This is a genomic window from Streptomyces sp. NBC_00984, assembly GCF_045162475.1.
In the GTDB taxonomy this organism is placed as follows: domain Bacteria; phylum Actinomycetota; class Actinomycetes; order Streptomycetales; family Streptomycetaceae; genus Streptomyces.
In genome coordinates this window covers 178,226-205,129 of sequence record NZ_CP108735.1, presented here as the reverse complement: position 1 = coordinate 205,129, position 26,904 = coordinate 178,226, and the positions used below count along the sequence as shown (strand labels likewise).

Sequence of the window (26,904 nt, the reverse complement as noted above, 5' to 3'; positions counted from 1 at the left end):
TCTTTCGTCCCTCTCGTGCTGGGCATCTCGCCGGGTCAGACGGACTTGACCTCGCCGCCGTCCATGCGCACCGTCGATCCGGTCATCCAGCGGGCTGCAGGTGAGACGAGGAACGCCATCAGCTCGGCGATCTCCTCCGGCCGGCCGTAGCGTGCGATGTCGGCCTCCTGCGGGAACTTGGCGGTCGCCTCCTCGACCGTCATACCGTGAGCGGACGCCCAGTGTTCGAGATACGAGCGGCGGCGGCCCGTCATGACCGCGCCGGGCATGACGCTGTTGACCTGGACGCCGTCGGCGATGCCGCGGTCGGAGAAGGCCTTCGCGAGGGCGGCGATCGCGGCGTTGATCGTGCCGACCGCCGCGTAGGCGGCCTTGGGAAAGATCGCCGAGTTGCCCGACATCAGCACGACGGAACCCTTGGTCTCAATCAGTGCCGGCCAAGCCGCGATCGTCAGTCGCCGAGCACCGTGGAGCTTGAGTTCCATGCCTGCGTCCCACTGCTCGTCGGTCATCTCGAACAGATCGATCTGCGGCACCGCGCCCGCGATGTTGACCAGGGCGTCGATACGGCCAAACGCGTCCCGGGTCTTGTCGACCACGGTGCGGGCCGCCGAGCGCTTTGCGAGGTCCAGGTCGATGACGAGGGCCTCGGCCCCGGCCGCCTGCACCTGGGCTGCGGTGTCCTCCAGGTGGGATCGATCGCGTGCCACGAGCACCATCGAGGGAAAGTCCCGCGCCAACCGGATCGCCGTGAAGCGACCGATACCCTGGCTGGCGCCGGTGACCACTGCTACGGAGTTGGGCATCAACTTCTCCTGCGCCAAAAAACGTGTTGTCAGCCCGATCAGGACCGTCGACGAAACCTGCCGCGACGCCTACGGGGCGAGGAACTTGCGGATCGCGGTGGCGATCTCGTCGACATGGGTCTCCAGGGCGAAGTGACCGGTGTCGAGGAAGCGGACGTCGGCGTCGGGGATGTCGCGCTTGAAGGCTTCGGCCCCGGCCGGCAGGAAGAACGGATCGTTCTTGCCCCACACCGCGAGCAGTCGCGGCCTGCTGGTCCGGAAGTACTCCTGGAACCTCGGGTACAGCGCGACATTGGTTGCGTAGTCGAGGAACAGGTCGAGCTGGATCTCGTCCGCTCCACTGCGCGTGAGGTAGGAGTTGTCCAGCCCGTAGCCGTCCGGACTGACCCGCGTCTCGTCGGGAACACCGTGCGTGTACTGCCAGACCGTTGTCTCCGGCTGCACGAGTTTCCGGATCGCTTCCCGGTTGGCCGCCGACGGCTCCTTCCAGTACGCCTGGACGGGATTCCAGCCCTCGCTCAGCCCCTCCTCGTACGCGTTGCCGTTCTGCGAGATGATCGCGCTGATCCGCTCGGGGTGCCGGGTGGCGATCCGGAACCCGACCGGGGCGCCGTAGTCGAACACGTACAGGGCAAAGCGATCCAGGCCCAGGACTTCCGTCAGCCGGTCGATCACGTCGGTGATGTGCTCGAAGGTGTAGTCGAAGTCGCCTCGCGCGGGCATGTCCGACATGCCGAAGCCCGGCAGATCGGGAGCCACGACGTGGAACCGGTCGGCGAGCAGTGGGATCAGCTCCCGGAACATATGGCTCGCGGACGGGAAGCCGTGCAGCAGGACCAGCGTCGGTGCGTCAGGTGCTCCGGCCTCTCGGTAGAACACCTTGAGACCATCGACGTCCGCCGTGCGGTATGCGATGTCCACCATGACAAGCACCTCTCCTTTTCCAGGACGCGGCCAACGGCGGGTCGGCCGCGCGCCACGTCTGGAGATCACGCTCGTACGTAATTGTCTTAATAGAGTCAGTAGGGTTATCAATCTGCGCCGGAGATGGCCGCCGGCCCTATCCGTGCCGGTCGCTCTCCCGCACCGCTTCCAGCACGATGTCGACGACCACGGACGGCCGCGTGAGCACAGGCAGGTGGTCGACGGGAGCCGTGCGCACCCGCGCCTTCATGCGCTCGGCCATGAACCGCTGGTTCTCCGCGGGGATCATGCGGTCCTCCTCGGCCACCAGGAACCAGCTCGGCAGGTCCTTCCACGCCGGACGCCCCACCGGGGTCCCGATGCATCCCGCCGCGAGCGGCCGCTGGGTAGCGGCCAGCAGTGCCTGCTCCTCGGGCGAGGCGTGCTGCGCGAAGGCCCTGGCGAAGGCGTCCTCCGGTAGCCAGATCAGCTCGTGGGGGTCGGGGCCGAGTTGGGGGGGCCTGCGGATGCGGCTCGGTTCGGTAGAAGACGTCGGCCACCGTCTCGCCTTCGTCGGGGGCGAGCGCGGCGACGTACACCAGCGACGCGACGTTCTCGTCGTCCGTCGACGCGATGACCGCCCCGGCGTAGGCGTGCCCCACCACCACGACCGGCCCGTCGATCCGCTCCAGCGTCCGGTCGAGCGCCGAGACGTCGTCGGCGAGCGAGGTCAGTGGCAGCGGTGCGGCGACGGCCTTCACGCCTTCGGATCGCAGTCCGGCGATAACCTTGTTCCAGCTCGACCCGTCGGCCCAGGCGCCGTGCGCCAGCACGGCCCTGGCCTTGCTCTCGGACATCCCTGCTCCTTCCGGACTACCCCCTGCTCGGGCAGCGGGCGGGCTCCGGTCGAGTAACCGCCCTGATGCCGGTGGCGACGTTACGAAGGATCAGTAACTTGGCAAGGAGCCTCAAGGGGGGTGACTGTCCCCTTTGCCCGCAACGACACGCACCGGAAGGAACTAGCAGGATGGTCCAACACGCTCCGGCTCTGCTCCTCGCCGACACGCTCTGCTTGGACTTCCTCAACTCGATCGCCACACCGGTCGACACGCAGATCAACTGGATCGAGGACGGCGAGGCCTCTTGGCCTGGCTGGAGCAGGCGCACAGGCGTTGTCACCTTGGCTGGCGAGCCGAGTCCCCGGGACGCTTCTCGGGTCGTTGGGCATCGGGAGGGGACGCCGTGGCGTCGTCGTACGAGGGGTTCCGGTACCCGGCGGAGATCATCGCGCACTGCGTGTGGCTGTACCACCGGTTCCCGCTCAGTTTCCGTGAGGTCGAGGAGCTCATGCTCGCCCGCGGCGTGGTCGTCTCCCATCCCTCTCATTGCGTGGGAATCCCCGCCTTCAGGCGGGGAGGGAAACGCATCCTTTGCCCTCGGAGCCGCGAAGCGGCGTAGGACGCTGTGACCCTGCCCTCGGGTAGCGGTCAGGGCTTGGCCGTCTGAGGCTCCACGGAGCCAAGTGAGAAGGGGCGCGTTTCCTCTTGAGTGAGCGCCATGTACCTGCCCATTTCCTCGATGCCGGTACTACGGGCGCCGGATAGCTCCGGCTGTCCTGGCGGACGGACAGGTCGCCTGCCGATCTGCTCCATCGTGCCTGGTGGGGGCGGCGGTCACCCCAAAGGAAACACACCCTCGATTCGAAGGCGCAGCCTACGACCTCAGCGGGCTGAGCCGTGTTCGCCGTGACCGAGACCTTCCCGTGGGCGCCTCCGTCTTCGGAGGCGGCGTGTGAAACCCCGGCGCCAGCGAAGACGAGCACGTCGGCCGCTGCTGTGATCAGACTGGTCGGCAACCGCATGGAACTAATCCTGTTTCTTGTCGCAAAGATCGAAACACCCAAGGATCTGTAGCCCAGGAGTACGACAGAAAGCGATGCTGTGCAGCAGAATTCCCATCAGGAAGGGGGTGGCGGTTGAGTTGGTCAGATGGCATCTATTAACGTCTGTAAATGATTGAGTGCTGGGCGGTGAAGTTGATACCCACCACCTGAGGGAGGACGGCCGTGCGAGATCTGTACTCCGCAGACGGGGCTGGTCGACGGGTAGGGCCGTACGGACCGCCCGGCGCGCTGCGGGGGTGCCGGGCTCGCAGGATCGGTCTGTGGCGTTCCCGATCAAGGTGGCGCTGGCCCAGGTGGTTCCGGTCCTGCCTGAGGGGCCGGGCTGGTGGTACGAGCCGAAGCTGGACGGTTCTCCAGACACTCAGATGTGTCTCACCTACTGGTGCCGTCGTTTCAGGAGCCTGTGCGCGAGGGTGGCCACGGGAGTTCGGCCGCGTTCTTCGTCGTACACATGACGATGTGCGACCCGTTCCAGGTGAAGGCGATCGGTACGTTGCGCGGGGTTCCGTCCTTGGCGACGCAGGCCGGGCGGGTCACGTCACGGGCCAGCAGCTCCTGGCTGATCGGGCGGTTCAGAACCTCGGTGATCTCGTTCGGCTGCATGGTTCGGTTTCTCCTTCTCAGTGCAGTTGCTCGGCCAGTCCGACGATGATGCCCTCCGGGCCGCGGATGTAGCAGAGCAGATAGCTGTCCTCGAACCGGGCGATCTCGCCGACGAGTTCGGCGCCGTGAGGGCGTAGGCGGGCAACGGTGTCCTCGATGTCGTCGACGGCGAACATGACGCGGTGCGTGCCCAGAATGTTGTGCGGCCGGTTGCGCGGCCCGGCGCTGATCACCGCGGGGCTGCGGTACTTCGCCAGCTCGAGCCGGCTGTGACCGTCCGGGGTCCGGACCATCGCGATGTCACAGCGGACGCCGTCGAGTCCGGTGCACTGGTCGGCGAAGAGGCCCTCGACCTCCGCCCTGCCCTCCAGCTCCATACCGAGTTCCACGAAGAACGCGATGGCGGCATCCATGTCCTCGACGACGATGCCGACGTTGTCCATCCGCTGAATGGCCATGCTGGTTTCTCCTTCTTCCTCGTGCGGCCGGTGGTGGCCGCTGATGTCCCTGAGACGGAGCCGGTGGCACGTTCTCGACATCCTGAGACCGCCGAATTCCAAAAAGTTACGGCATCAGTCGGCCTGCAGGACGAAGAACAGGAAGCGCACGAAGGCCCCCGAGGGCTTGTCCACGAAGATGTCGGGGAACAGCTCGCGGGCGCCCGGTGCGGGGAACGGTTCGCTGATGACGTTGATCCGGAAGCCGGCCGCGGTGAAGGCGTCGGTCATCGCGTGCAGCGGGCGGCGCCAGAATGTCATCAGGGCGGTGTGCCCGTCGAGGGTCCATTCCTCGGAGTGCTTGTGGGTCGCGAAGTAGTCGACACCGGGCATCACAAGGCCGATGGAGGGGTGATCGACGGACACGATCAGTCGGCCGCCGGGAGTCAGCACGCGCCGTAGTTCGGCCAGCGGGGTAGTCCAGTCCTCCAGGTAGTGCAGGGCCAGGGAGGCGACGACGTCGTCGAACGCGGCGTCGGGGAACGGCAGCGGGTTGCCCAGATCGGCGAGGTGCAGAGCAGCGTCGTCGCCAAGGCGCTTCCTGGCCAGTTCCAGCATCTTGGTGCTGGAGTCGAAGCCGGTCACGATTGCGCCCCGACCGCGCAGCGCCGCGGACAGGGGACCGGAGCCGCAGCCGGCGTCCAGGATTCGTCGACCGGTCACGTCCCCGGCCAGCTCCAGCATTGCGGGCTGCTCATAGTAGGCGTTGAAGAGGCTGGTCTCGTTCTGGGCCGAATACGCCTCGGCGAAGCAGTCGTAGTCGTTGGGCACAGCCTGCTCGTCGGGCCCGGCGGAGCCCTCCGGGACAGGGGGATCCACGACCGCTGCGAGGGTGCCGGGATGTCTGCGTGCACGTCAGAGCTCTTGGAAGCGGAAGCCATACGGCCGATCCTGGCACGCACGTCCCGTCTGACGTCGGGCGATTCACGATCACCTTGCTTCCCATGGCTGCCGATGAGCGCCACACAGGGCAAACGTTCTCTGACGCGGCGTTAGGGCCTTTCCGGCGGATTGAGGCGCCCCGCACCGGCTCCGCCACCTGACGAATACTGCAACTCTCGAATACCGGCACTTCACCAGTGGCACGCGGACACGGTCGATGCCCAGGTGATGGGGTTCACCGGTCCCCGGTCCCCGGCTCAGGCCGCACCATCTGGTCCTGGCGGTGGGGGACGAGGGCCGGGCCGGTGAGGGTGTCCGCCCGTCTGGAGCCTGTCCTCGCGGGACGAGCACGACGAGGTCGTCCATCCGGCCGTGGGTGCGGTCACCGTCGAGGTAGAGCTCCCGAGCGCCCCAGACCGGCATGAAGTCGGCATCGTCTTCATACCAGCCGTCGACGTAGAGCCTGTGTCGCGAAGCCGGCCCGCCGTGCGGAGGCACCACTCGGTCAACGTCCTGTTCGCAGCCGGGCAGCACCCTGCTGACGTGCCGTCGGCCGCACCGCCTCCCGCCGCCGGGCGCGACGCCTACCGTCCCCGGCAGCACCAAGATCCCTGCCAGGCCGTCGCGAGGGCACCGCGGACCAACCTGCGTTGTCAGTGGCCCTCGTTAGTCTCGCCCTCATATCGCAGTTCAGGGGCTTCGTGGCCCTTGGTTCGGGCTGCGCTGACATCTGATGGACAGGCGGAGGGGCACGGCTGATGACGTGGCTGGCAGCGGGTGAGGGGTACGAGATCACCCTCGAGGACGGGCGTGTGGTTGCACGGCGAGTCGGGGGGCGGCAGTTGAAGGCGCTACCGAAGGCGTTGCGCGACAGTCCCGAGGTCGACCGGCTGAGGCAGCTGGCCGAGTGGCTGGACCGGCACGCGGCCTCGTGCATGGCTCAGGTGGATGCCTGGATGGTGTCGTCGCTTCCGGTTCCGACCGAGCTGATCGCGCGGGTGTGGCCGGACGAGGCGTGGCAGGCGGCGCTGCGTGACATGGCCGTCGTGGGCGACGATCCGGACGAGGTCGGCTTCCTGCGGGATGTCACCGGCGACGGGGAGCTCAAGGTGGTCGACCTCGACGGTGAGACCGTGCGGCTGTCGCCGCGCACGGTGACGCTTCCCCACCCCGTGCTCCTGCCGGACCTGGACGACGTACGGGACTTCGCGGCCGACCTCGGCATCACCCAGAAGGCGGAGCAGATCCACCGGGCGACCTGGACCAGGCCGGACGGGCCGGATGCCGGGCGTCCGGAGACGGCGACGGAGGTACGGGACTACGCGGGCGGGAAGTTCGCCTCGCGGTTCGGGCTCGCGGCGCGCGCCACAGGCCTCGGCTACCGGGTGTCCGGTGGCTACGCCACGTGCAAAGTACGTGATGGGGGCCGCAGCACGGAGGCGTCGGTGTGGATCGGCGAGCCGTACTGGGACGGGGAGTCGGAGACCGGCGGGCTGAGCTGGCACGACGAGGACGGCCGCGCGGTGCGGCTGACCGAGGTCGGGCCGGTGGCCTGGTCCGAGGGGATGCGCATGGCCGCTGCGCTGTACGCCGGCCGCACGATCGAAGAGGGTGGGGACGCGTGACCGGGACGGTTGGGAACGACAACAAGGAGCTGCTCGCGGCGGGCGCGGTCCTCCCGGCCGACGCGCGGGGTGTGGGCCCCTCAGCGGTCGAGCTGACCGCGCGGGCCTATCGCCACGCGGTGCTCGGCGGGGATCGGGTCGTCGTGCGGCTGGCCGCGGCCGAACTGGGCCCCGCCGAGGACCTCGCCGCCGGCTTCCTCGGACTCGAGCCGCAGGGCGAGCCGGCCGTGGTCGGTCTCGGCCGGCGCCAGGAACTCGGCTTTCCCGAGTGGGTGCTGGTGCACCACCCCCAGGACGGGCACCACGCCCTGGCGGTCGTGCCGGAGCTGGACCGGCTGGCCCGGCAGGCCAAGACCAAGCCCAAGGCCGCCCTGGACGCCTGCCACGAGCTGGCCGGGCGGCTCGCCGCGGCCGTCCCGCACTTCCTGCCCGTCTTCTACGAGCAGGCCGCGCGGGTCTTCCTCGGCGTCGAGAACAGCACGTACGCCGGCCAGCTGTTCGGCCGTGCCCGCACGAGCGAGGCGCAGCACGGGCTGACGGTCGACGAGGACCGGCTCGACGCACTGTTCCTGGAGTTCGCCCTGGCCGGCGCGCTGCCGGTGAAGGTCCTGACCGGTTACGGCAAGGACCTGTCGGCCCGGCTCACACCCGTCGAGGCGTACGAGCGGTTCCGGCGGCTGTGCGTGCGCCGGACCGCCGGCGGTCTCGCGCCGTCCGCCCAGGCCGCGGTCGAGCTGAAGCGGCTCGCCCGCGCCGCGGCCCTGTCCGGCAACGAGGCGGAGCAGGACTACCTCGCCGAGCTCCTTCCGCTGCCGGCCACCTTGCGGGCCGCCGCCGGTTGGTGGAAGTCGCACCGCGGCGCGCTGGTCGCGCTGGCCCGGCGCGTTCCGTCCGTGCGGGGCACGCTGCTGTCGATGACCCCGCCCGGGGACAACGGGGATATGACCGAGCTGTGGCTGGGAATCATGGCGGAGTCGGGGGCCGACGCCGGTCTCGCGGACGCCGGCCTGCCGCAGGAGGAGCAGTGCTCCGACGGCGCGGCGGGCTGGCTGGAGCGCTTTCACGGTGCCCGGCATCGCGGTTGGGGGCCGCGCCCGACGCCGCCCGCCCTGCTGGAGCTGGTTGAGCGGGCGGCCGCCCGACTGCGTGCCGATCTGTCGGCGCGGCCCGAGGGCGAGCGGTTCCTGCGGATCGGTGTCGAGGACGTGAACCTGCTGGACCTCCTGCTCTCGCTGGAGATCGCGGTCGCCGACCCTGAGGAGAAGTCCGCCCACCACCAGCGCGGCAGCGCCCTGAACCTGTCGGACTGGGCCCGCGGCGAGGAGCCGCGGGACCTGGTCGCGCTGGCGGCCGACCCGCGCTTCCGGCCCGCCTTCGGGCGCGGGGCGAACAGCTACAACAGCGCGTCCTCCGGTGCGGACGTGATGCGGCGGCTGGCCGCCTCGCCCGGCGGCCGCCCGATGCTCACCGAGTGGATGCGCGAGGTGGCCGCCTCGTCGGTGGCGGCCGGGCTGCCCGGACTGCCGAAGGCGATAGAGCGGCTTTCGTGGCTGCCCTCCGAGGCTCTCGCGCTCGCGCCGCAGGAGGTCGCGGCCGCGGCCGGCGCCGATCTCGGCGAGGCCGTGGCGCGCACGCTTCGGGGCGGTCTGTGGGAGGAGCTGCGCTGGCCGGCGTGGGAGGAGGCGCTGACAGAGATGGCACCGAGGCACCACACCACCGAGGGTCTGACGGTCGTCGAGGCCTGGCCGTATCTGATCGTGGCCAACGCGACGCAGGTGCGCGTCATCGACGCCGACTCCACCGTTCTCGTGCACGATCTGCGGCTGCCCACCACGTCCGTGTGGCGGACGGGCTTCCATTACGTGGACGGTGCGTTGCTGGTGTTCTGGAGCACGTACGGTCGCGGCGAGCCGCAAGGCTACTGGCACACCGCGCCCGACACGGTGTTCGCTCTCGCAGGAGCCGGCGCCGGCTCCTGGGCCATGCGTTCGGATCACCTCAGCCTGCAGCTGCCCGGCGGCGGACGCACCACCGGCGGCGGGATCCTCCACAGCGGCGACACGAAGCTGCCCGCGGAGCGCGCGCTGCTGTCCGACGGCATGTCGTACTGGGTGTGGCAGGACAGGGACGGGGAGGACAAGGGCGGCTGGCTCGAATACGACCCCGTGGGCGGTGCGTACGGCCGGCGCTCGCAGCCCGGTTTCCTCGCCGACGCGCTGCTGCGGCACGCCCCCGGGGCCGAGTTGGCGGCCGACTCGTGCTGGCTGCGGCCCGCCCCGGCGGTGGCGGGTTCGGCCCAGGGGACGTCCGCGGACGGGCTCCTCGGCTGGCGTGTCGTGCGGCTGTCCGACGGCGGCCACCACGGCGAGGACACCACCGGACGGGTCGTCACCCTTCCGAAGGGCGCCGACAGGCCGGTCGCCGCGCTGACGTTCCCCGGCGACGACCGGCCGCGGGCACTGACCCAGCAGTGGCGCGAGCTGTTGCTCAGCGACCCGGAGGGCACGGTCACGACGTCGGCCCAGTGCGACCACCGCAACGAGCTGTACGGGACCGCGGCTCAGGCCCTGCCGCCGCTGCCGTACCTGTACATGCTGCGCGCGCGTGATCCGCAGGGGTCGGCGGCGCTGCGGGGCGCCGACGCGGAGTCGGCCGGCGTCCTGCTGAAGGCGGCTGTGCTCGCGGAGCGGGTGGCGGACCTGCCCGAGCTGGTGAGCGCCGCGCTGCCGCAGGTCTCGGCACCCGAGCTGGTCGCCGGCGTGGTGAAGGTGCTGCGTTTCGCGGTGCAGCAGCAGAAGGCGCTGGACGCCGTGGCCGCACGGCTCGACCCCGCCGCCGAGCCCACGGAGGTCCGGGGCCAGGGACCGAGCGACCACGTGCTCGCCAAGGCGCTGCACGGCATCGTCCATACCGGCTACTACCGCTACGGCGCGGACACCGACGTGACCCACCGATACCTGGAGACTCTGGCGTCCGTGCGCGCGGACACCGCCGCCACGGCGCTGCCGGGCCGGCTGCACTTCGATCTGCCGTCGCTGCCCTACTCGGGACTGCCGTTCGTCTCGCTCTTGGACGAGCCGGCCGCGATCGCTTACCGGGCCGTCGCGCCCGGCAGCGACCCGGCACACCGGGCAGCCCTGCTCGAAGTCCTCGGCCGGGTGGACGCGCTGGGGCTGGCCTCGACGGCGGCCTCGGCCGGTCACTGGCGCCAGGTCCTGGTCCGCCTGGCGACGCCCCACCTGCACACGCCGGACGGCCAGCGGCGCAACGTCGCGCACCGCAGTGTGCTGCCCCTGGGCGGCGGTGCTGTGCTCGGCATCACCGAGCACAACTCCGGCGTCGACGACGGGTGGGAGTTCGGCGCGCTGCTCCACGACCCGAGCGGCCGTTTCGAGGTGCCCGGCCCCTACACCGTGAGCAGTGACGCGCCGGTGGGCGACCGGGTGCGCGGCGCCGACTGGCTGACCGGCTTCCTCGGGGAGGCGCAGTCCCGTGAGGCGGTGCCCTTCCTGCCGGAGGCCGCCGACGAGTTCAGCCGCCTCACCGGTGTGTCCCGGGCGCTGGCCCGAATCGTTCTCGCGGGCATGCCCGACGTGGACAGCTGGGAGAACAACTTCCTGCCGACCGAGCTGCGCAAGGCGCTCGGGCTGAAGGTGGCCGAGGCGGGACAGGCCCGCGATGAACTGCGCGCGCTCCCGGTCGAGGTACGCCGGGCGGTGCTCGCGGCGCTCCTGCCCGACGACCCGGCACGGCTGTGGAGCGAGGGCCCGGACGTGGCGTCGGCGGCCGCCGTGTGGAACGAGAAGGTGGGACGGCGCCGGCAGGTGCCCGACTGGCTGGCGGCGGAGGCTGCGCGCGCCGCGCGCAGCGGCTGGCCCGTGCACCGGGCGCTTCCGGCGCTGCTGGAACCGGCCTCGTCGCCGGAGCTCGGTGTCGACGTGCCGTGGCGCATCGAGGGCGATCACCCGGCGACGGCGTCCCCCGCCGATACGCCGTTCACCTCGGCGGTGCTGGTCGGCTCGATGAGCCTGACGGCCTGGCTGGCCCACCGGCTGCCCGCCGGTGATCCGGTACGGGCGGCGCTGCCGAGTGCGCTGACCGCTGTGCGGCAGCGTCTTGCGGCACCCGAACTGCTGCTCTCCGCCGGGCACTACACGAGCCTCGCGGATTTCCGGAAGGTGGCCGGCGCCCCGACGGAGACGGCACCGGACCACGAGCGGTACGGCGCGGTGCTCATGGCCACGCAGGACGGCCAGCCCCAGCCGGCCATACGGCCCGCCCTGCTGGACTCCACCGGCTCCGACCCGTACCTGGTGGCACTGCGCGGCGCCGATCAGCAGCCGACCGGGGTCGAGATGGCCCTGCGGCGGGCGTACGACCCGGCGTTCGCACGACTGCTGGCCGACCCGGGCGCGCCCGCGGCCGGCGCGGCGGACGACGAGGGCCTGTGGTGGCCGCAGGATCCGTCTCGGTCGGTGCCCGAGCGGGTGGCCGAGGTCGCCGAGGCACGCGGTCTGACCGCCGACGCGGCGACGCTGTACCTGATGCTGCTGGCCATGCCCGACCCGACGGACCGCAACACCGCGCGATGGACGGGGTGGAAGCCGGCCCGTCTCAAGACGGCGCGGGCCGAACTGGCCGAGACCGACCTGGTGGTGTCGGCCGTACGGGCCCGGGCGGGGCGCTCGCTGGTCTTGCCGGGCGCCTGGGCGGAGCAGTCGGCGCCCGTCCTGCCCGTCGAGCAGTGGAAGCTGCCGATGTACAGGGTGGCCACGGGCGGCCGGCCGGTGCTGGGCACCCTGGTGCCGACCGAACCGGCCGCGGAGCTGTTCACCCGGGCCTGGCAGCGGATCCTCGACGGCGACCTCCCGCGCTTCGAGGAGCTGAAGGTGCGGCGTACCAGGCGCCGCCGCTGAGGCGCCGCCGAACGGCACCTGAGCCGCCGCTGACCGGCCACCCGTCGTCAGCACGGCGCGGCGCGCCCGCCCCCGGGTGCGCCGCGCCGGTCCCCGACCCGTATGAATGCCTGTCGAACCATGACGAAGGAAACCCGCATGACCGTCACCGAACAGACCGCACCCGTCCGGCAGGGCCAGCCGGCCGAGGAGCGCCACGCCGCCGAACTCGCCTTCCTCGCCGCCCAGGACCCCGGGCCGCGGCCGCCCGGCTGGGCGCTCACTCCTCGCGCGGTGGTCACGTTCGTCTGCGGCAGCGACGGTGTGGAGCTGGCCCTGCCCCGGCGTCGCGCCGGTCTGCCGTCGAAGCTGGTGATCGCCTCGAAGTTCGTCGGCGAGCGCGCGTTGGTCGAACGCTGTGTGGTCACCCTCGCCGGAGAGCGCGGGCTGCTGCTCACCGGTGAGCCCGGTACGGCCAAGTCGATGGTGTCGGAGCTGCTCGCGGCCGCTGTCAGCGGGACCAGCGCCCTGACGGTGCAGGGCACGGCGGGCACCACCGAAGACGCGTTCCGCTACGGCTGGAACTACGCCCTGTTGCTCGCCCAGGGCCCCACCCCGCAGGCCCTGGTGGACTCCCCGGTCCTCGCCGCCATGCGGGCCGGACGGGTGGTGCGGGTCGAGGAGATCACGCGCTGTCTGCCCGAGGTTCAGGACGCCCTCGTCTCCATCCTGTCGGACCGGCGGATCAGCGTACCCGAGCTGACCTCCACCGAGGACGCGGTCGTCCGCGCCGCCCCCGGCTTCACCGTCATCGCCACCGCCAACCTGCGCGACCGGGGCGTCTCCGAGATGTCGGCCGCGCTGAAGCGCCGTTTCAACTTCGAGACCGTCGACCCGATCGCCGACGCCGACGCCGAGGCGGTCCTGATACGCCGCCAGGCTGTCGCCGCCGTGCAGCGGGCGGGCGCGGCCTTCGCCGTCGATGACGCCGTCCTCGACGCCCTCGTCACCGTCTTCCGCGACCTGCGCTCCGGCCGCTCCAACGAGGGCTGGGACGTGGAGCGGCCGGGCACGGTCATGTCCACCGCCGAGGCCGTCCAGGTGGCGGCGTCGCTGGGGGTCGCGGCCGCCTACCTGCCCGGCAAGGATGTGCTCGACCTGCTGCCGGGACATCTGCTCGGCGTGGTCCGCAAGGACGACCCCGCCGACCACGCACGGCTGCTGGGCTACTGGGACGGCCCGGTGCGCCGCCGCGCCGAGAACGGCTCGGCGATGTGGCGCCGGCTCTGGGACCTGCGCGGGAGCCTGCGTTGACGACCGTCGATCCACGGACGGCCGTGGACGCACTGGCCGCATCGCGTGTGCCGTACCTGCTGGGAGTGCGCCACCACAGTCCGGCGCTGGCCGCGGTGGTACCCGCCCTGCTGGAAGAGGCGCGGGCCGAGGTGGTCTGCGTCGAGCTGCCGACCGACTTCCAGCCCTGGCTGGAACACCTGGCGGACCCCGAAACCGTCACCCCGGTCGCCCTGGCCGGGGCGGGCGAGGGAGGACGGCTTTCGTTCTACCCGTTCGCGGACTTCTCACCGGAGCTCGCCGCGGTCCGCTGGGCCAGAAATCGCGGGGTGGAGGTCGTGTGCTGCGACCTTCCCCTCGGCGACCCGCGCTGGTCGGCGGGGGCACTCGGGCCGGTGCGCGAGCGGGACGGGAGCGAGGCCGTACGTCCGGAGGCCGATGCGCCCTTGGGGGCCGCGGGTGCGCTCGACGCCGGTCCTGACGCCAGTCCTGACCCTGCTCCCGGCGACGGGACGACGCGGGTGCGGCGCTCGTACGCCGAGGCGCTCGCCGCCGCCGGGACCGGCCGGGACGGTGACGATTTGTGGGACCGCGCGGTGGAGGTGCTGGCTCCGGGGTGCGCCCCGGACGCGGTGCGCCGAGCCGCACTGGGCGTGGGCTGGGCCCTGCGCGCCGACGCCGCCGTACCCGCCGCCGACCTGGCGCGGGAGGAACGGATGCGGCGGGTGATCGCCTCTGCCTCGGCGGACGGGCGCCGGGTGGCAGCCGTGATCGGCGCCTTCCACGCACCCGCGCTTCTCGCGTCCACGGAGGCGGATGCCGGAGCAAAGGCCGGGGCAGGGCCGGCGGGCGTCTCCGGCGCTACGGGGCGGGTGGCCGTCCCGTCCGAGGCCGCGCCGCGCGGTGCGGGGCCCCGCACGTGGGGGTCCGGTACGGACGCGGCAGGGGTTTGGGCGGCTGGCAGGGCCGGGGAAGACGGCGCCGCAGCGACCGAGGGCTCGGCGGTGACCTCCCTCGTGCCGTACTCCTTCGACCTGCTCGACTCCCGGTCCGGCTACCCGGCTGGAATCCGCGACCCGTTGTGGCAGCAGGCGGTGCTCACCGCCGCCGGTGATCCGGAACGGATCCGGGAGGCGGCTGCCGACGCGGTGACCGGCCTGTGTCGCGAGATGCGCCGCGGCGGTCACACCGCGGGGACCGGCGAGGCCGCCGAGACGCTGCGCCTGGCCTGCGACCTGGCCGCCCTGCGCGGACTGCCCGCGCCGGGGCGCGGCGAACTCCTGGAGGCCGTCACCACTGTCCTCGGTCAGGGCGAACCCCTCGGCCGGGGCCGGGCCCTGGCCCGCGCGCTGGAGGTTGTCTTCGTCGGCACCGCGCGCGGCCGGATCAGCCCGCACGCGCCCCGGTCCGGCCTCGGCCCCTCGGTCGAGGCCGAACTCGCGGAACTGCGGCTGCCCCGACCGGACGACCCCGACCGCCGCGACCTGCGCCTCGACCCGCTCCGCTCACCGCTGGACGGCCGCCGCGAAGTGCTGCTCCAGCGGCTGCTGGTGATCGGCGCCTCGTACGGCGAACCCCTGGACGTGGCGAGCACGGGCGACGGCACCGCGCTCGGCACCAGGTGGCGTCTGACGTGGACGCCGTCCGTGCCCGCACGCCTCGACCTCGCGGGCGTGCGCGGGGTGACCGCGGCCCAGGCCGCCGCCGGTACGCTCGCCGCGACCGCGCGCCACGAGGCCGCCGAGGGCGGCCCCACCCCGGCCCAGATCCTCACCGGGCTGACCGCCGCCGCGCGCTGCGGCCTGCCCGAACTGGTCGACGCACGCCTGTACGAGGCCTCCGTCGTGCTGCCCGACAGCGCCGACCTGCCCGAGCTCCTCCAGGCCCTGGACCTGTTGGAGGGACTTCGGCGCGGCCACTACCCCGACACGATGCAGGACGCCCGCACGACGGCCGGCGCCCTCACGGAGGAACTCCTCGAGGCCGCGGTCCGGTCCCTGCCCGGCCTCGCCGGGAGCGACAGCGGCGCCGACGCCGGGGCGCTGGTGGCGCTGGCGGACCGGACGGCCGCCCGTCATCTGGGCCTGCGACTGGACCGGGCGCTCGCCGAGCTGGCGGCCGAGGGCTCCCCGCTCATCCAGGGCGCGGCCCTGGCCGTACGCGTGCTGCTCGACCTGGACGACGCGGCCGGGCTGGGCGAGCGTACGGCCGGCTGGATCGACGGGGCCACGGCTCCGGACACGCGCCGGGCGCTGGCGAAGCGTCTTGCCGGGCTGCTCACAGCCGCCGGTCCCCTGCTCCAAGCGTCGCCGGACGCGCTCGCCGCGCTCGTGGACCGGGTTGACGCGCTGGCCGACCAGGACTTCCTCGACCGGCTCCCGGCCCTGCGCGGCGGCTTCGACACGCTGGCCCCTGCCGCGCGCGACAGGCTACTCACCACCGTGACGGAGCGGCTCGGCGACCGGCTCGACCTGTCACTCGACGCCCCGCCCGAACTGCTCGCCCTGTGGGCGGCGGCCGACGCGGCCGGATCGGCAGCGCTGAAGGCCCTGGGCCTGCCAGGCGCGGACGCCGACGCAGGAACGGACCCGGGCTCGGACTCGGCCGACAATCCCCGCCCCGTACCCCCACCCGCAGCGGACAGCGCCGCCGCGGACGACGCGGACCGACGGCTCGGCCGTGCCGACCGCTGGCGGCTGCTGCTCGGCCGCCACAAGGAACGGCTCACCTGCGACGCGCGCCGCTACGCCCACGCCCTGGACGAGCTCTACGGCCGCGGGCGCGGCGAAGGCGCCCAGGACCTGGCCGGCGGCGCACCAGGTCAAGGCGGCGGTCAGGACCCGTCCTTCCCCACCGCGCGGGAGTGGGCGCAGGAACTGGAGGCCCTCTTCGGCACCGATGTACGCGAGGAGGTCCTCGCGGAGGCCGCCGACGCGGGTCGCACCGACGTGCTCGCGCAGCTCGATCCGGCGTCGGTACGCCCGTCGGTGGAGCTGCTCGGTTCGGTGCTGTCCCTGGCCGGAGGCATGCCCGAGGCCCAACTCGCCCGGCTGCGTCCGCTGGTGAAGCGGCTCGTCGACGAGCTGTCCCGGGAGCTGGCCACCCGCCTGCGCCCGGCGCTCACCGGTCTGGCCACCCCGCGCCCGACCCGACGGCCTGGCGGGCGCCTCGACCTCGCCCGTACTCTGCGGGCCAATCTCGCCCACACCCGGCGGACGGAGGACGGCCGACTCGTCGTCGTACCGGAGCGCCCGCTGTTCAGCACGCGGGCGAGCAAGGAGGCGGACTGGCGCCTGGTCCTCGTCGTCGACGTCTCCGGCTCGATGGAGGCGTCGGTGATCTGGTCGGCGCTGACGGCCGCGGTCCTCGGCGGGGTTCGGACCCTGTCCACGCACTTCCTGGCCTTCTCCACGCAGGTGATCGACCTGACCGACCGGGTCGAGGATCCGCTGTCGCTGCTGCTGGAGGTCCGGGTCGGCGGTGGTACGCACATCGCGGCCGGTCTCGCGCACGCGCGTTCGCTGATCACCGTGCCGAGCCGCACGCTGGTCGTCGTGGTCAGCGACTTCGAGGAGGGCGCACCGCTCGGCGGGCTGCTGGGCGAGGTGCGTGCCCTGGCGTCCTCCGGCGCCCACCTGCTGGGCTGCGCGGCGCTCGATGACACCGGCACGCCGCGCTACTCGGTGTCCGTGGCGCGCCAACTCGTCGCGGCCGGTATGCCGGTGGCCGCCCTCAGCCCGCTCGAACTCGCCCGCTGGGTGGGCGACCGCCTCCGTGGAGAACCCCGTTGAGCACCGAACTCCTGCCTCCCGTCGCCCCCGATGTCCTCGCCGAGGCCGTGGAGCAGCTCAGCGCACGGCTGCGCAAGAAACTCGACGCGGCGATCTCGGGCTGCGCCGACCAGGCCTCCGCCACGGCCGACGGGGCGGTCGAGGTCCACTTCGGCGAGGACACCACGGTCACGCTGCGCCCGAGCCCGTCCGGCACGGTCACGAAAGCGGAACAGGCCGTGTGCACCTGCCTGTTGGCCCCGCGCTGCCTGCACCGGGCCGCGGTCCTGGGCGCGGCACCCATCGCCGACGGGGAGGGCGACACGGGCGGGGGTGACGACTCGGGTACGGGTAAGGCCGCAGGCTCGGGCACAGCCTCCGACACGGGTGCGGGCCCCGAGGAGGCCGCACCCGCCGCCCCCGCCCCCGCCGCCGACGTTGCGGCCACGGTGGTCTCGCCGGCCGCACTCACCGCGGCGCAGCTCCTTGCCGCCACGGCGCTGTGGGACGCCGCCGCCGAGGCCCTGTCCGCCGGCGTCACGGCGGGCGGCGCCGTGGTGCAGGCCGAGCTGCTCCGCGCTGCCCACACTGCGCGGCTGGCCGGGTTGCCGCGGGCCGAAGCGGCCGCGCTGCGAGTCGTACGGAGCCTGAGGGCCGCGCGGGAGCGGAGCGAGGGACAACGTCTCGCCGACCTCACCGGGGCCTTCCGTGAGCTGCTGGCCGGCACCGCCCTGCTCGCCTCCGGGTCGGCCGACTCGAAGGCGGCGGGCTCCGCGCGCCGGGTCTACGAACAGGGCGGCAGCCTGCGGGTGTACGGCCTGTGCCGGGAGCCGGTGCTGTCCGCGACGGGGTACGGGGGAGTGACCACGCACCTGGTCGGTTCGGACGGCGCCGGTTACACGGTGTCCGACGTGCGCCCCGGTGGCCTCGCCCGCGTGAAGGGTGCGGGGTCCGCGTCCGTGGCGCTCGGCGGTGCCGTCCTCGACCACGCCGGGCTGGCGCGCGGGGGTCTGCGGATCGTCGGGGCGATCGTCTCCGCGGACGGGCGGCTCGGGGCAGGGCGGGGGGTCAGCGCGACGCCACTGCGCGGGGTGGACTGGTCCGAGGAACCCGCCGCCGCCCTCTTCACCCGACCGGTGCAGGAGGCGATGGCCGCTGTGCTCGCCGACGGCGCGCCCGAGGCGGGCGGGCCCGGCAGGACGGCGCCGAGTCTGCTGGGCTGCGACGTCGAGGTGATCGGTGCGGCCGGCGACTCTGTCGTCGTCCGCGTCGCCGGTGAGGGACCGCTGCTGCGGCTCCGTCCCGCACACCCCCACCCGGGGCTGCCGCACGCCGCCAACCTGCGCCGGATTGCCGAACACCCGGGGCTCGCCCTGCGTGTGCTCGGCCGTCCCGACCTGGGCCGGGCGGCGATGCTCCGGCCGCTGGCGGTCGGGCCGGTGCCGGGGGCGTCCGCCACGCTGCGGCTGCCGGACGCGTGGAAGGGCCGTGCCGACCTGGGGTACGACCGGTTCCAGGGCGAGCACTTCCCCCGCGAGACGGCAGGATCCGCGGACTGCGGGCCGGTCACCGCGGGCCCCGACCCGCTGGCGGAGGCACCGCTGTGGCGTGTCCGGCGCCTGCTGGAGACGGGCGTCGCGGGCGGTCGCCGTGCCGTGGCTGAGGCGGGCCGCGGGACGGATGCGGCCTCGCTCTCCGCCCGCCTGACCCGGGCGGAACTCGGCGTAGCGGCCCACCTCGCACAGGCCCTGACAACGGAGGCGGGCCGCCGCCCCCGCGACACCTTCGGCCGCCTGACCGACCCCTCGGCCGACGCCTACGCGAAGGCCTGGCTCGCCTCGGCCGTGCACCTGGCGGCTGCGGAACGCTCGCTGGTGGCCGCGTCCTGGTCGTGACCTACCGCTGAGCCCACCGGGCCGCCTGGGCAGCCCGGTGGGCTCAGGCGCCCCGGGCCCCGGTCCTTCCGGAGTAGGGAGGACAGCAACGCAGGGCGGGCACCCCCCGAGGGCCCGCCCTGTGTCGTTCACTCACCGAGGAGAACCGGCGTGTCAGCGCAACTCACCGCGACCAACCAGGATGGTCGGGGCCTGCCGAACGGCCCGTGCGGACGGGCGCGCTGGATCAGGCGTGGTAGTGGATGGTCCCGCGGAGCGCTGCGGTGGAGCCTTCGCATTGCTGGATGAACGTCGCTGCGAGCGCGGTGACGTTACCTTCGCCGTCCACAGACAGGCGGGTGATGGTGAACTCGCCGGTGGATGTGCATCCGTGGGCGTTGCCACTGGCGTCGAGCGTGGCAGCGCCGTTGGTTCCGGTGTCGTTGGACTGATAGGTGCGACCGGCTGTCAGCGTCTGGTCCTTCGGTGCGGCCAGGTCGATGCTCCAGTCGTCCCGCTTGCCGTTGACGGTGTAGGTCAGTGTGCCGTCGTAGTTGTTCGTCAGACCGAAGCGCGTAGTAGAGCCCGTGTAGGACTTCGATGTGCCAGACCCGATCCAGTCTCCCGGGTCGCTGCTGTACTGGTACGACAGCGGGTAGACCCGGTACTTCACCGTGCCTGTGAGCGGCGGGTTGTCGGGCGCGTCACAACGTTGCGTAAAACTTGCGTCCAACGCGGTGACAGTGCCCGACACGTCCGTCTGGATCTGATTGATCGAGAACTGCCCGTACACATCCGAGCAAGCTCGCCCGTCACCGTGGACGCTGAGGCCAGGGGCCCACCCGGTGCGCGAGTCCGCTCGCTCGGCCTCGCGGTAGACCCCTGGGTGCAGTCTCTCGCCATGGGGCGCTGCAAGCGTGATGTCCCAGCTCACGCCCGCTCCGTCATTGACGTTGACGCGCACGAGTCCTGGGTCGATCGCGGGCTCGGGCTGGTGCAGGGTGAATGTGGAGCCAGGTTCTTTGTACGAGCCCGTGCGACCTTCGCCAATAAAGTCACCGGGTCTACTCGTGTAGGTGTAGGACGTGGTCGCTTTTGGCTCGGCGGCCACTGCTGCGGCTCCCGAGCCGGACATGGCTACCGTGGTTGCGGCTGCCAGAAAGGCAAGCATGGTGCCGACGAGTCTTCGTCGCCTTCTGGATATGATTCCTCGCACTTTGTCCCCTCCCTATGAAGTCTTCTGCCACCCGGCCCTACCCATGGGGACGGCGTACCCACACATCGCAGCCCAACAGACCCGCCGCGCAGTGATGGGCGCAAGCCACCAGGGGGCCTTGAGAAGCCTTATCTCAACCGAACGTGACGGTTTGATTCTCGCTGGTCAGGCATGGTTTCTGCCGGGTGAGGGAGTGTTTCGACGTTCTGTTCCGCTTGATTGGTGAGGGGTGCGCGGTGGCGTCGATTTGGGGTTGCTGGAGGCGCGGGAAGCGGTTGCTCGCGAGCGCGTCGAGGATTTGCGGGAGGCGGCGAGACGGGCGGCTACGGTGCTGGAGGCGGCCGAGATCGAGCTGGACCGGCGGGTGATCGCGCGGGAGGAACTCGTCGAGGCCCTGGCCGTGTCCGTTGCCGAGACCACCGCCGTGACCGAGACGGAGGCGGAGGAAGAATCGGTGCCCGCGCCCGCCTGGTTGCCGGGAACGACGGTGCCGCCCTGGCAGGAAGGGCTGCCCGCGACGGCTCTCGCGCCGGACTGCCAGCGGATTCTGAGCATGCTGGCGGACCGGTCGGGCCAGGAGCCGGTGCGGGCCAAGGAGATCGCGGTGGTGCCGGGGCTGGAGCCGACGCCGGCGAAGGTGGAGGGGGTGCGGTCGAAGGCGAGGCGCCTGGCGGAGCGAGGGTGGCTGGTCCAGGAGGCGTCGGGGATGTTCAGCGCCGGCTGCGGGCCCGTGGCCGGGCCGGCCGGCGGCTCATCCGCGTGATCATCGACCACTGGATCATCGCCTCGCTGGTGGCGGTCAGAGTTTCGTAGTCGCGGGCCAGACGGCGCGAATGCATCAGCCACGCGAACGTGCGCTCCGCCACCCACCTGCGGGGCAGCACCACGAAGCCTTCCATGGTGTCGGTGCGTTTGACGACCTCCAGAGTCAACGCGAGTTTCTGACGGCACCACTGGACAAGGCCACCGGTGTAACCGCCGCCGGCCCAGACCAGGGTGATCCCCCGGTGCAGCGACCGCAGCCGCTGAAGCAGTGGCACGGCCGCATCCCGGTCTCCCACGTTCGCGGCCGTCACCGCGACGACCAGCAGCAGGCCGGGCGTGTCGGTCACGATGTGCCTCTTGCGGCCCGGCACCTTCTTCCCGCCGTCGTACCCGCTTGAGGCCGTGGGCACGGACGCGGAGGCCTTCACCGACCGCGCGTCGATGATCCCGGCCGTCGGTTCCGCCTCACGGCCCTCCCGCTCACGCACCCGTCCGCGCAGTCGGTTGTGGAACTCTGTGATCAGCCCGTGCTCGCGCCAGCGGCGGAAGAAGGCGTAGACCCGGCCCCAATCAGGGAAGTCCGTGGGCATCGCCCGCCAGGAGATCCCGCCCGCGACCGGGTAACGGATCGCGTCCAGCATCTGACGGTGGCAGTAGCCCTCGGGCTGTCCGCCCAGGCCTTGAAGCCAGGCCGGCACCGGTAGCAACGACCGCACAGCCGCCCATTCCGCGTCCGGCATGTCCGAGGGATACCGGCGTTCCCGGTCCGGACGGTCGGCCGCGTTGCCGTACACATGCGCAAGGCAATCACACGATGGAGCAGCCGAGTTGAACTGAACGTGCTCGGACGCGTACAACAACGACACCAGGGCCTCCCGGTCTTGCTCGGTCAGATTCGCATCCCCGAGCTACCGAGAGGCCCTGCCCTCATGCGCCGACCGGCCGCAGACCACCCGCGCGGGAACCCTGTTCGACCCGCACGTTCCAAGACCGGTTGAGATACGGCTTCCAACCCCGGATCTTGGACATCAGGAAGACTTGGATCTTGATGGTCCAGGAGAACGGAGTCCCTGTGGGGATGTAGCACTGCCCCGCCGAGTTCAAGGCGGGCGCGGTCGCGCTGTATGCGGCGGGGGTCGCCGCCGGTGGCCTCGGCTTCGTGGAGGAGGCGGTCCTCGCGCAGTCGGCTGGTGGGCATGCGAGCGCGTCGTTGATCCAGACGTGGCCGACCGGTTCGACGTCGCAGCCTGTGGTTTGGGAGACGAACAGGTGGGGTTGGCGGTGCGGGGCCAGCGGTGGTTTCAGTAGTCCAGGCAGGCCGCCAGGCGGGTTCGTACGAGGTCGGCGAGCAGGACAGTCCGGTTCGGCAGGAACAGGCGTCCGTCGCGCAGGTCGGTGGTTTTGAGGCTGCGCAGTTGCCCGGAGGTGAGCGCGTGGAAGGCGGCCAGGGCGGCCCGCAGGCGGCGGAACCAGTGCGGGTGGGCGGACGCGCCTCCCTCCCATTCCCGAGTGCCTTTCTCCCGACACGCCGTGCCCAGCGCCCGTCGGCCACGGACGTTGCATCTCACCGCGGGAGTGTCCGGAAGCCCGGCCGTGGCGGGCCGGGCTTCCGGACGCGGATCCCGGGTGTCAGCCGATGGCCATCTTGTTCTGCCACCCGGTGACGATCTGGGTTCCCGACCCCGACAGGGTGGTCCGGGAACCGGCGTAGAAACGTACGGTGCCATCGGTCCTGAGCGTCCAGATGTCCGGAATCTGGTCCCCGTTGGCGTCGGGTGTGCCGAAGAAGAACCGGATGCTATCGGTTGCCTGGCTTTTCTTCACAACGTGACCACAGAATCAACGCCTTCGTAGCAAGTGGCATTGCCTGTGGACTGGCAGGCGCCGCTCCTGTCGTCCGGGGGGACCACACCGTGCCCGTTCTGCCGTCCGTGCGCCCAAGGCGCCGCAGCTCCGCTGTGTTCACGGTCATCGCCACCGGCCTGGTGCTCGCCCTGCTGCCTGCGCAGGCGTTCGCCCTCCCGCCCGACCCTTCGAAGGCGGAGGTGCCACGCGAGGAACTCGTGCTGGAGAAGCTCGGCCAGGAGAAGCTGGTCGACGGATCGACTCGCGACGCCAACCTCGAAAGCATCGCGGCTCAGGCGCCGGAGAACACCACGGAGGCGCCCGGCGGCACGACCAGCCCTCCGGCCGGTGACACCGCGCCCGTGACCTTCGGCAGCGCGGTTCAGCAGAAGGCAGCCGGCGCGAAGGCCGCTTCGGTCGCCGAGGCCGACCCCGCACCGGTCCCGGCCGGCAGCCTGCCGGTGAGACTGGGCCGCGCGCCGGGCGCCGATATGCCCACGGGCACCTGGCAGGTCGGCATCTTCGACCGCACGGCCCCGGCAGCCGACGGAGTGGACGGCGCGGTGCTCACCGTAACCGCCCCGGCCGGAGCCTCGGTACCCGTCTCCGTCGAGCTCGACTACAAGTCGTACCAGAACCTCTACGGCGCGGACTGGGCCTCCCGCCTGCGCTTCGTTCAGTTCCCTGAGTGCTACCTCACCACCCCGGACCTGGAGGAATGCCGGACGTACCAGGAGCTGGAGACGACCAACGACACCAGTGGCAAGACGCTCACGGCGACGGTCGACACCGCGGCCGACGGCACGGTGACCCCCGCGTCCGCTCCGCTGATGTCCCCGACCTTGGCGGCGGAGCGGAACGCGTTCGCCACCGCGGCGGCCGCGGGTGGCGACAAGGCGGTCGTCGGTGCGGTCGACTCCGGTGCGGGCGAGGGCGGTTCGTTCAAGGCAACCCCTCTGATCGGCGACGGCAAGTGGACGGCCGGTAGTTCCTCGGGCGCGTTCACGTGGTCCTACCCGCTGACGGTCCCGGCCCCGCCGGCCGGTCCGACCCCGCAGATCTCTTTCGACTACTCGTCCCAGGCCGTCGACGGCAAGACCTCCACCAGTTCCCCGCAGGCGTCATGGATCGGTGAGGGCTGGGACTACGAGCCCGGTCACATCGAGCGTCGCTACCGGACCTGCCAGGACGACCGCAAGGACACGGATGCGGGTGCACCCAACAACAAAGAGAAGAAGTACAAGACTTCGGACCTTTGCTGGGTGTCCTACAACGCCGTGATGTCCCTCGGCGGTAGGACGATCGAGCTGGTGCGGGTGGGTACGACCAACACCTACCGCCCGAAGAGCGACGACGGCACCCGTGTCGAGCTGAAGACCGGCGACGGTGTCAACGGTGACAACAACGGCGAGTACTGGCTCGTCACCCTGCCCGATGGCATGCAGTACTCGTTCGGTCTGAACAAGGTCGGCGGGGGGCACGCCGACACCAAGTCCGTGTTCACCGTCCCTGTCTACGGCAACAATCCTGGCGAGCCCTGCCACGCCGCCGCGTTCGCCGACTCGCGCTGCACTGAGGGTTCCACCAAGAAGCAGCAGGCTTGGTACTGGGGTCTGGACAAGGTCGTCGACGTCCACGGGAACGCGATGATCATCAACTGGGCGCAGGAGACCAACTACTACGCCCCGAACAAGAAGTTCAAGTCTCCGGAGCAGTACATCCGCGGCGGCTATCCGACCAGCATCGAGTACGGTCTGCGCACCACCTCGCTCACCTCGCCCTCCGCCCGCGTCGTGTTCAACGTCAAGGAGCGCTGCCTGGCGGCCGGCACCGCCTGCGACGAGGCCAAGTCCAACAACATCAAGGACCCCGCCTCCTACCGCCCCTGGTGGGACGCCCCCGGCAACCTGAACTGCAAGTCCGACTCGAAACTCTGCCCTGCCTTCCCGTCCTTCTGGAGCAGGAAGCGGCTGGAGTCCGTCACCACCGAGGCGGCCCGGCCCGGCGGCACCGCGCTGGCCAAGGTCGACACCTACAGCCTCCAGCAGAGCTTCCCGCGCGACTGGTACGACACCTCGCCCGGCCTGTGGCTCAACAAGATCACCCGCAGGGGCTTCGGGCCGGGCGACTCCACCGGTACCCCGCTCTCGGACGCCGGCGTGAGCTTCTCCCCGTACGTGGTAGCCGGCGACCACCCCCTCGGCAGCTATCTGAAGGACCGACAGCTCCGCAACCTTGTCCCCACCTCGTCGTCCGACCCGCGCCCCGGTTTCACCCGGCTGCGCATCGGTGCGATCTCCACCGAACACGGCGCGGACATCGAGGTCGTCTACAAGGGCGGCTGCCGTACCCAGCCCTCGGTGGCCCAGCACAAGAACACGAACACCTGCTTCCCCACCCGCTGGTCCCCGGACGGCGAGGAGGAGAAGCCCGCGCTCTCCTGGTTCAACAAGTACGTGGTGGACTCGGTCACCGAGACTGACAAGATCACCGGCGTCTCCGACCGCATCACCACCAAGTACAGCTACACCGGCGCCGCCTGGGCCAAGAGCGACGACGAATTCTCCAAGCCCGACCTGCGCACCTACAGCGACTGGCGCGGCTACCGGCAGGTGGTCACCGTCAAGGGCAGCAAGAACGTGCCCTCCAGCGGCAGCCCGCAGACCCAGTCCTATGCCGTCACCCGGTACTTCCAGGGGATGGGCGGCGCGGTGACGGACTCGAAGAACGCCGTCACACTCCTCGCCGACGACCAGGACCAGTACGCCGGCATGGTCGCCGAGACCCTCACATACGACGGCAGCGGAGGCCGCGTTCTCTCGCGCACCCTCAACTACCCCTGGTCCAAGCAGACGGCGTCGCGGGACCGGGACGGCGGCGCGGGGGCCCTGTTGGCACACCGCACCGGGATCGCCCGGTCCGATGCGATCCAGACCGTTGAGACCAGCTGGCGTGCCGTGCGCACCCGAACCGAGGTCGATCCGGACTACGGGCTCCCCGTCCAGGTCGAGAGCGCCGTCGTCAAGCCGAACGGGACTGGCGAGACGCTCAGCGACTTCACCTGTGCCCGGACGGAGTACGTCCACAACTCCGCTCACCGTCACCGACGCCAACGGCCGGGTGACACGCATGGAGTACGACGGCCTCGGCAGGCTGGTGAAGGGGTGGTCGGCCTCCCGTTCGGCGGGGACGCAGTCGCCCAACGTGCAGATCACCTACCAGATGGCCGTCGCCACCCCCCCCACCGTGACCAGGCCGACGGCCGTGACCGTGCAGACCCTCAAGGACGACGGAGGCTATGCCAAGCAGGTCACCGTGTACGACGGGCTCATGCGGCCGGTCCAGACACAGAGCGACGCGAGCGGTCCGGGGCGCATCATCACGGACACGTACTACAACGACCACGGCCTGGTCCGTGAGCAGACCAAGCCTTACCTGACCGCCGGAGACCCGCAGGCAGCCCAGTTCAAGCGCGCCTCCGACAGCATCGTCCCGAGCCTCACGAGGACCCGCTACGACGGTCTGGAGCGGCCCGTCCGGGTCTCCTTCATCCTGCAGGGCGAGCCGCAGTACGCCTCCGTCACCGCCTACCACGACACCAGCACCTACACCGCCCCGGTCGGCGGCGCGGAACCGGCGACGAACACCTGGACCGACGCGCGCGGCCGCGTCACGGAGATCCAGCAGTACACGAAGTCAGACTCCTCCCAGTGGCGCGGCACCGACTACGAGTACGACGCCAGAGGGAACCGGAAGAAGGTCACGGACCCGGCAGGCAACACCTGGACGTACACCTACGACACCCGCGGCCGGACGGTCACCGCGACGGATCCGGACACTGGTGAGAGTGTTCGGCTACGACGAAGCCGACCGGCGGATCAGTGTCAAGGACGGTCGCGGCATCACCTACACGGAGTACGACGAGCTGGGCCGCGTCAAGGCGGTCCGCGGGGGCTCGACCACGGCCGCACCCGTGAAGGAGTTCACCTTCGACGCCGCCGGCGCCCTCGGCAAGCCGGTCGCCTCG

General features: G+C 71.3%; 15 protein-coding genes and 3 pseudogenes. 8 read left to right on the top strand and 10 right to left on the bottom strand.

Going from position 1 to position 26,904, the window contains the following annotated elements; all coding sequences use genetic code 11:
- Window positions 1–35 precede the first annotated feature (35 nt).
- From OG520_RS40685 to OG520_RS40675, 3 genes and pseudogenes are all read right to left on the bottom strand, one after another.
- Window positions 36–806 carry an SDR family oxidoreductase gene (locus tag OG520_RS40685; RefSeq protein ID WP_331747989.1) on the bottom strand — a complete coding sequence of 257 codons (771 nt, stop codon included), beginning with the start codon at window positions 804–806 and terminating at the stop codon, window positions 36–38.
- Window positions 807–875: 69 nt separating this feature from the next.
- Window positions 876–1,730: an alpha/beta hydrolase gene (locus OG520_RS40680; RefSeq protein ID WP_331747985.1), complete on the bottom strand. Its 855-nt coding sequence runs from the start codon at window positions 1,728–1,730 to the stop codon at window positions 876–878.
- A gap of 136 nt (window positions 1,731–1,866) precedes the next feature.
- A pseudogene (locus OG520_RS40675) lies at window positions 1,867–2,566 on the bottom strand (alpha/beta fold hydrolase).
- Between the two features lie 385 nt (window positions 2,567–2,951).
- On the opposite strand from OG520_RS40675, the pseudogene OG520_RS40670 reads away from it, so the two are divergent.
- A pseudogene (locus tag OG520_RS40670) lies at window positions 2,952–3,086 on the top strand (IS6 family transposase); the annotation flags it as partial.
- A 946-nt stretch (window positions 3,087–4,032) separates the two neighbouring features.
- On the opposite strand, the pseudogene OG520_RS40665 reads toward OG520_RS40670, so the two are convergent.
- From OG520_RS40665 to OG520_RS40655, 3 genes and pseudogenes are all read right to left on the bottom strand, one after another.
- Window positions 4,033–4,215 (bottom strand): annotated as a pseudogene (locus OG520_RS40665) (pyridoxamine 5-phosphate oxidase); the annotation flags it as partial.
- A gap of 17 nt (window positions 4,216–4,232) precedes the next feature.
- Window positions 4,233–4,673, bottom strand: coding sequence for a VOC family protein (locus OG520_RS40660; protein WP_331747982.1), 441 nt, complete (start codon window positions 4,671–4,673; stop codon window positions 4,233–4,235).
- A gap of 114 nt (window positions 4,674–4,787) precedes the next feature.
- Window positions 4,788–5,531 carry a class I SAM-dependent methyltransferase gene (locus OG520_RS40655; RefSeq protein WP_406016719.1) on the bottom strand — a complete coding sequence of 248 codons (744 nt, stop codon included), beginning with the start codon at window positions 5,529–5,531 and terminating at the stop codon, window positions 4,788–4,790.
- Between the two features lie 821 nt (window positions 5,532–6,352).
- Here OG520_RS40655 and OG520_RS40650 point away from each other — a divergent pair.
- From OG520_RS40650 to OG520_RS40630, 5 genes are all read left to right on the top strand, one after another.
- Window positions 6,353–7,219 carry a DUF4132 domain-containing protein gene (locus OG520_RS40650; protein ID WP_331747975.1) on the top strand — a complete coding sequence of 289 codons (867 nt, stop codon included), beginning with the start codon at window positions 6,353–6,355 and terminating at the stop codon, window positions 7,217–7,219.
- Complete coding sequence (locus OG520_RS40645) at window positions 7,216–12,135, top strand: DNA-binding protein (RefSeq protein ID WP_331747971.1); 4,920 nt, start codon at window positions 7,216–7,218, stop codon at window positions 12,133–12,135. Before OG520_RS40650 ends, OG520_RS40645 begins: the two co-directional genes overlap by 4 nt.
- A 138-nt stretch (window positions 12,136–12,273) precedes the next feature.
- A complete protein-coding gene (locus OG520_RS40640) occupies window positions 12,274–13,428 on the top strand; it encodes an AAA family ATPase (RefSeq protein ID WP_331747969.1) in 1,155 nt (384 codons plus the stop codon).
- A complete protein-coding gene (locus OG520_RS40635) occupies window positions 13,425–17,198 on the top strand; it encodes a DUF5682 family protein (RefSeq protein WP_331747966.1) in 3,774 nt (1,257 codons plus the stop codon). The genes OG520_RS40640 and OG520_RS40635 overlap by 4 nt, the downstream gene beginning before the upstream one ends.
- Window positions 17,195–19,072 (top strand): hypothetical protein, encoded by a 1,878-nt coding sequence (locus OG520_RS40630; RefSeq protein ID WP_331747963.1) that lies wholly within the window; start codon window positions 17,195–17,197, stop codon window positions 19,070–19,072. Before OG520_RS40635 ends, OG520_RS40630 begins: the two co-directional genes overlap by 4 nt.
- A gap of 226 nt (window positions 19,073–19,298) precedes the next feature.
- Here OG520_RS40630 and OG520_RS40625 read toward each other — a convergent pair whose 3' ends face one another.
- Window positions 19,299–20,222, bottom strand: a complete 924-nt coding sequence (locus tag OG520_RS40625; protein ID WP_331747960.1) for a hypothetical protein — start codon at window positions 20,220–20,222, stop codon at window positions 19,299–19,301.
- 274 nt (window positions 20,223–20,496) lie between these two features.
- Between OG520_RS40625 and OG520_RS40620 the strand changes: the two genes are divergently transcribed.
- Window positions 20,497–21,030, top strand: a complete 534-nt coding sequence (locus tag OG520_RS40620; RefSeq protein WP_406016718.1) for a hypothetical protein — start codon at window positions 20,497–20,499, stop codon at window positions 21,028–21,030.
- Here OG520_RS40620 and OG520_RS40615 read toward each other — a convergent pair.
- From OG520_RS40615 to OG520_RS40605, 3 genes are all read right to left on the bottom strand, one after another.
- Window positions 20,978–21,772: an IS5 family transposase gene (locus OG520_RS40615; RefSeq protein WP_406016717.1), complete on the bottom strand. Its 795-nt coding sequence runs from the start codon at window positions 21,770–21,772 to the stop codon at window positions 20,978–20,980. The genes OG520_RS40620 and OG520_RS40615 overlap by 53 nt on opposite strands.
- Window positions 21,773–22,333: 561 nt before the next feature.
- Window positions 22,334–22,600 (bottom strand): hypothetical protein, encoded by a 267-nt coding sequence (locus OG520_RS40610; RefSeq protein ID WP_331747951.1) that lies wholly within the window; start codon window positions 22,598–22,600, stop codon window positions 22,334–22,336.
- Between the two features lie 61 nt (window positions 22,601–22,661).
- A complete protein-coding gene (locus OG520_RS40605; RefSeq protein ID WP_331747949.1) occupies window positions 22,662–22,856 on the bottom strand; it encodes a hypothetical protein in 195 nt (64 codons plus the stop codon).
- A gap of 89 nt (window positions 22,857–22,945) precedes the next feature.
- On the opposite strand from OG520_RS40605, the gene OG520_RS40600 reads away from it, so the two are divergent.
- Window positions 22,946–26,296, top strand: a complete 3,351-nt coding sequence (locus tag OG520_RS40600) for a hypothetical protein (protein WP_406016716.1) — start codon at window positions 22,946–22,948, stop codon at window positions 26,294–26,296.
- Window positions 26,297–26,904: the final 608 nt, after the last annotated feature.

Coding starts and splice junctions, on each gene's coding strand:
- OG520_RS40680 (WP_331747985.1), bottom strand. CDS start 1,730: ATGGTGGACATCGCATACCGCACGGCGGACGTCGATGGTCTCAAGGTG.
- OG520_RS40640 (WP_331747969.1), top strand. CDS start 12,274: ATGACCGTCACCGAACAGACCGCACCCGTCCGGCAGGGCCAGCCGGCC.
- OG520_RS40660 (WP_331747982.1), bottom strand. CDS start 4,673: ATGGCCATTCAGCGGATGGACAACGTCGGCATCGTCGTCGAGGACATG.
- OG520_RS40625 (WP_331747960.1), bottom strand. CDS start 20,222: ATGCTTGCCTTTCTGGCAGCCGCAACCACGGTAGCCATGTCCGGCTCG.
- OG520_RS40650 (WP_331747975.1), top strand. CDS start 6,353: ATGACGTGGCTGGCAGCGGGTGAGGGGTACGAGATCACCCTCGAGGAC.
- OG520_RS40685 (WP_331747989.1), bottom strand. CDS start 806: ATGCCCAACTCCGTAGCAGTGGTCACCGGCGCCAGCCAGGGTATCGGT.
- OG520_RS40615 (WP_406016717.1), bottom strand. CDS start 21,772: ATGCCGGACGCGGAATGGGCGGCTGTGCGGTCGTTGCTACCGGTGCCG.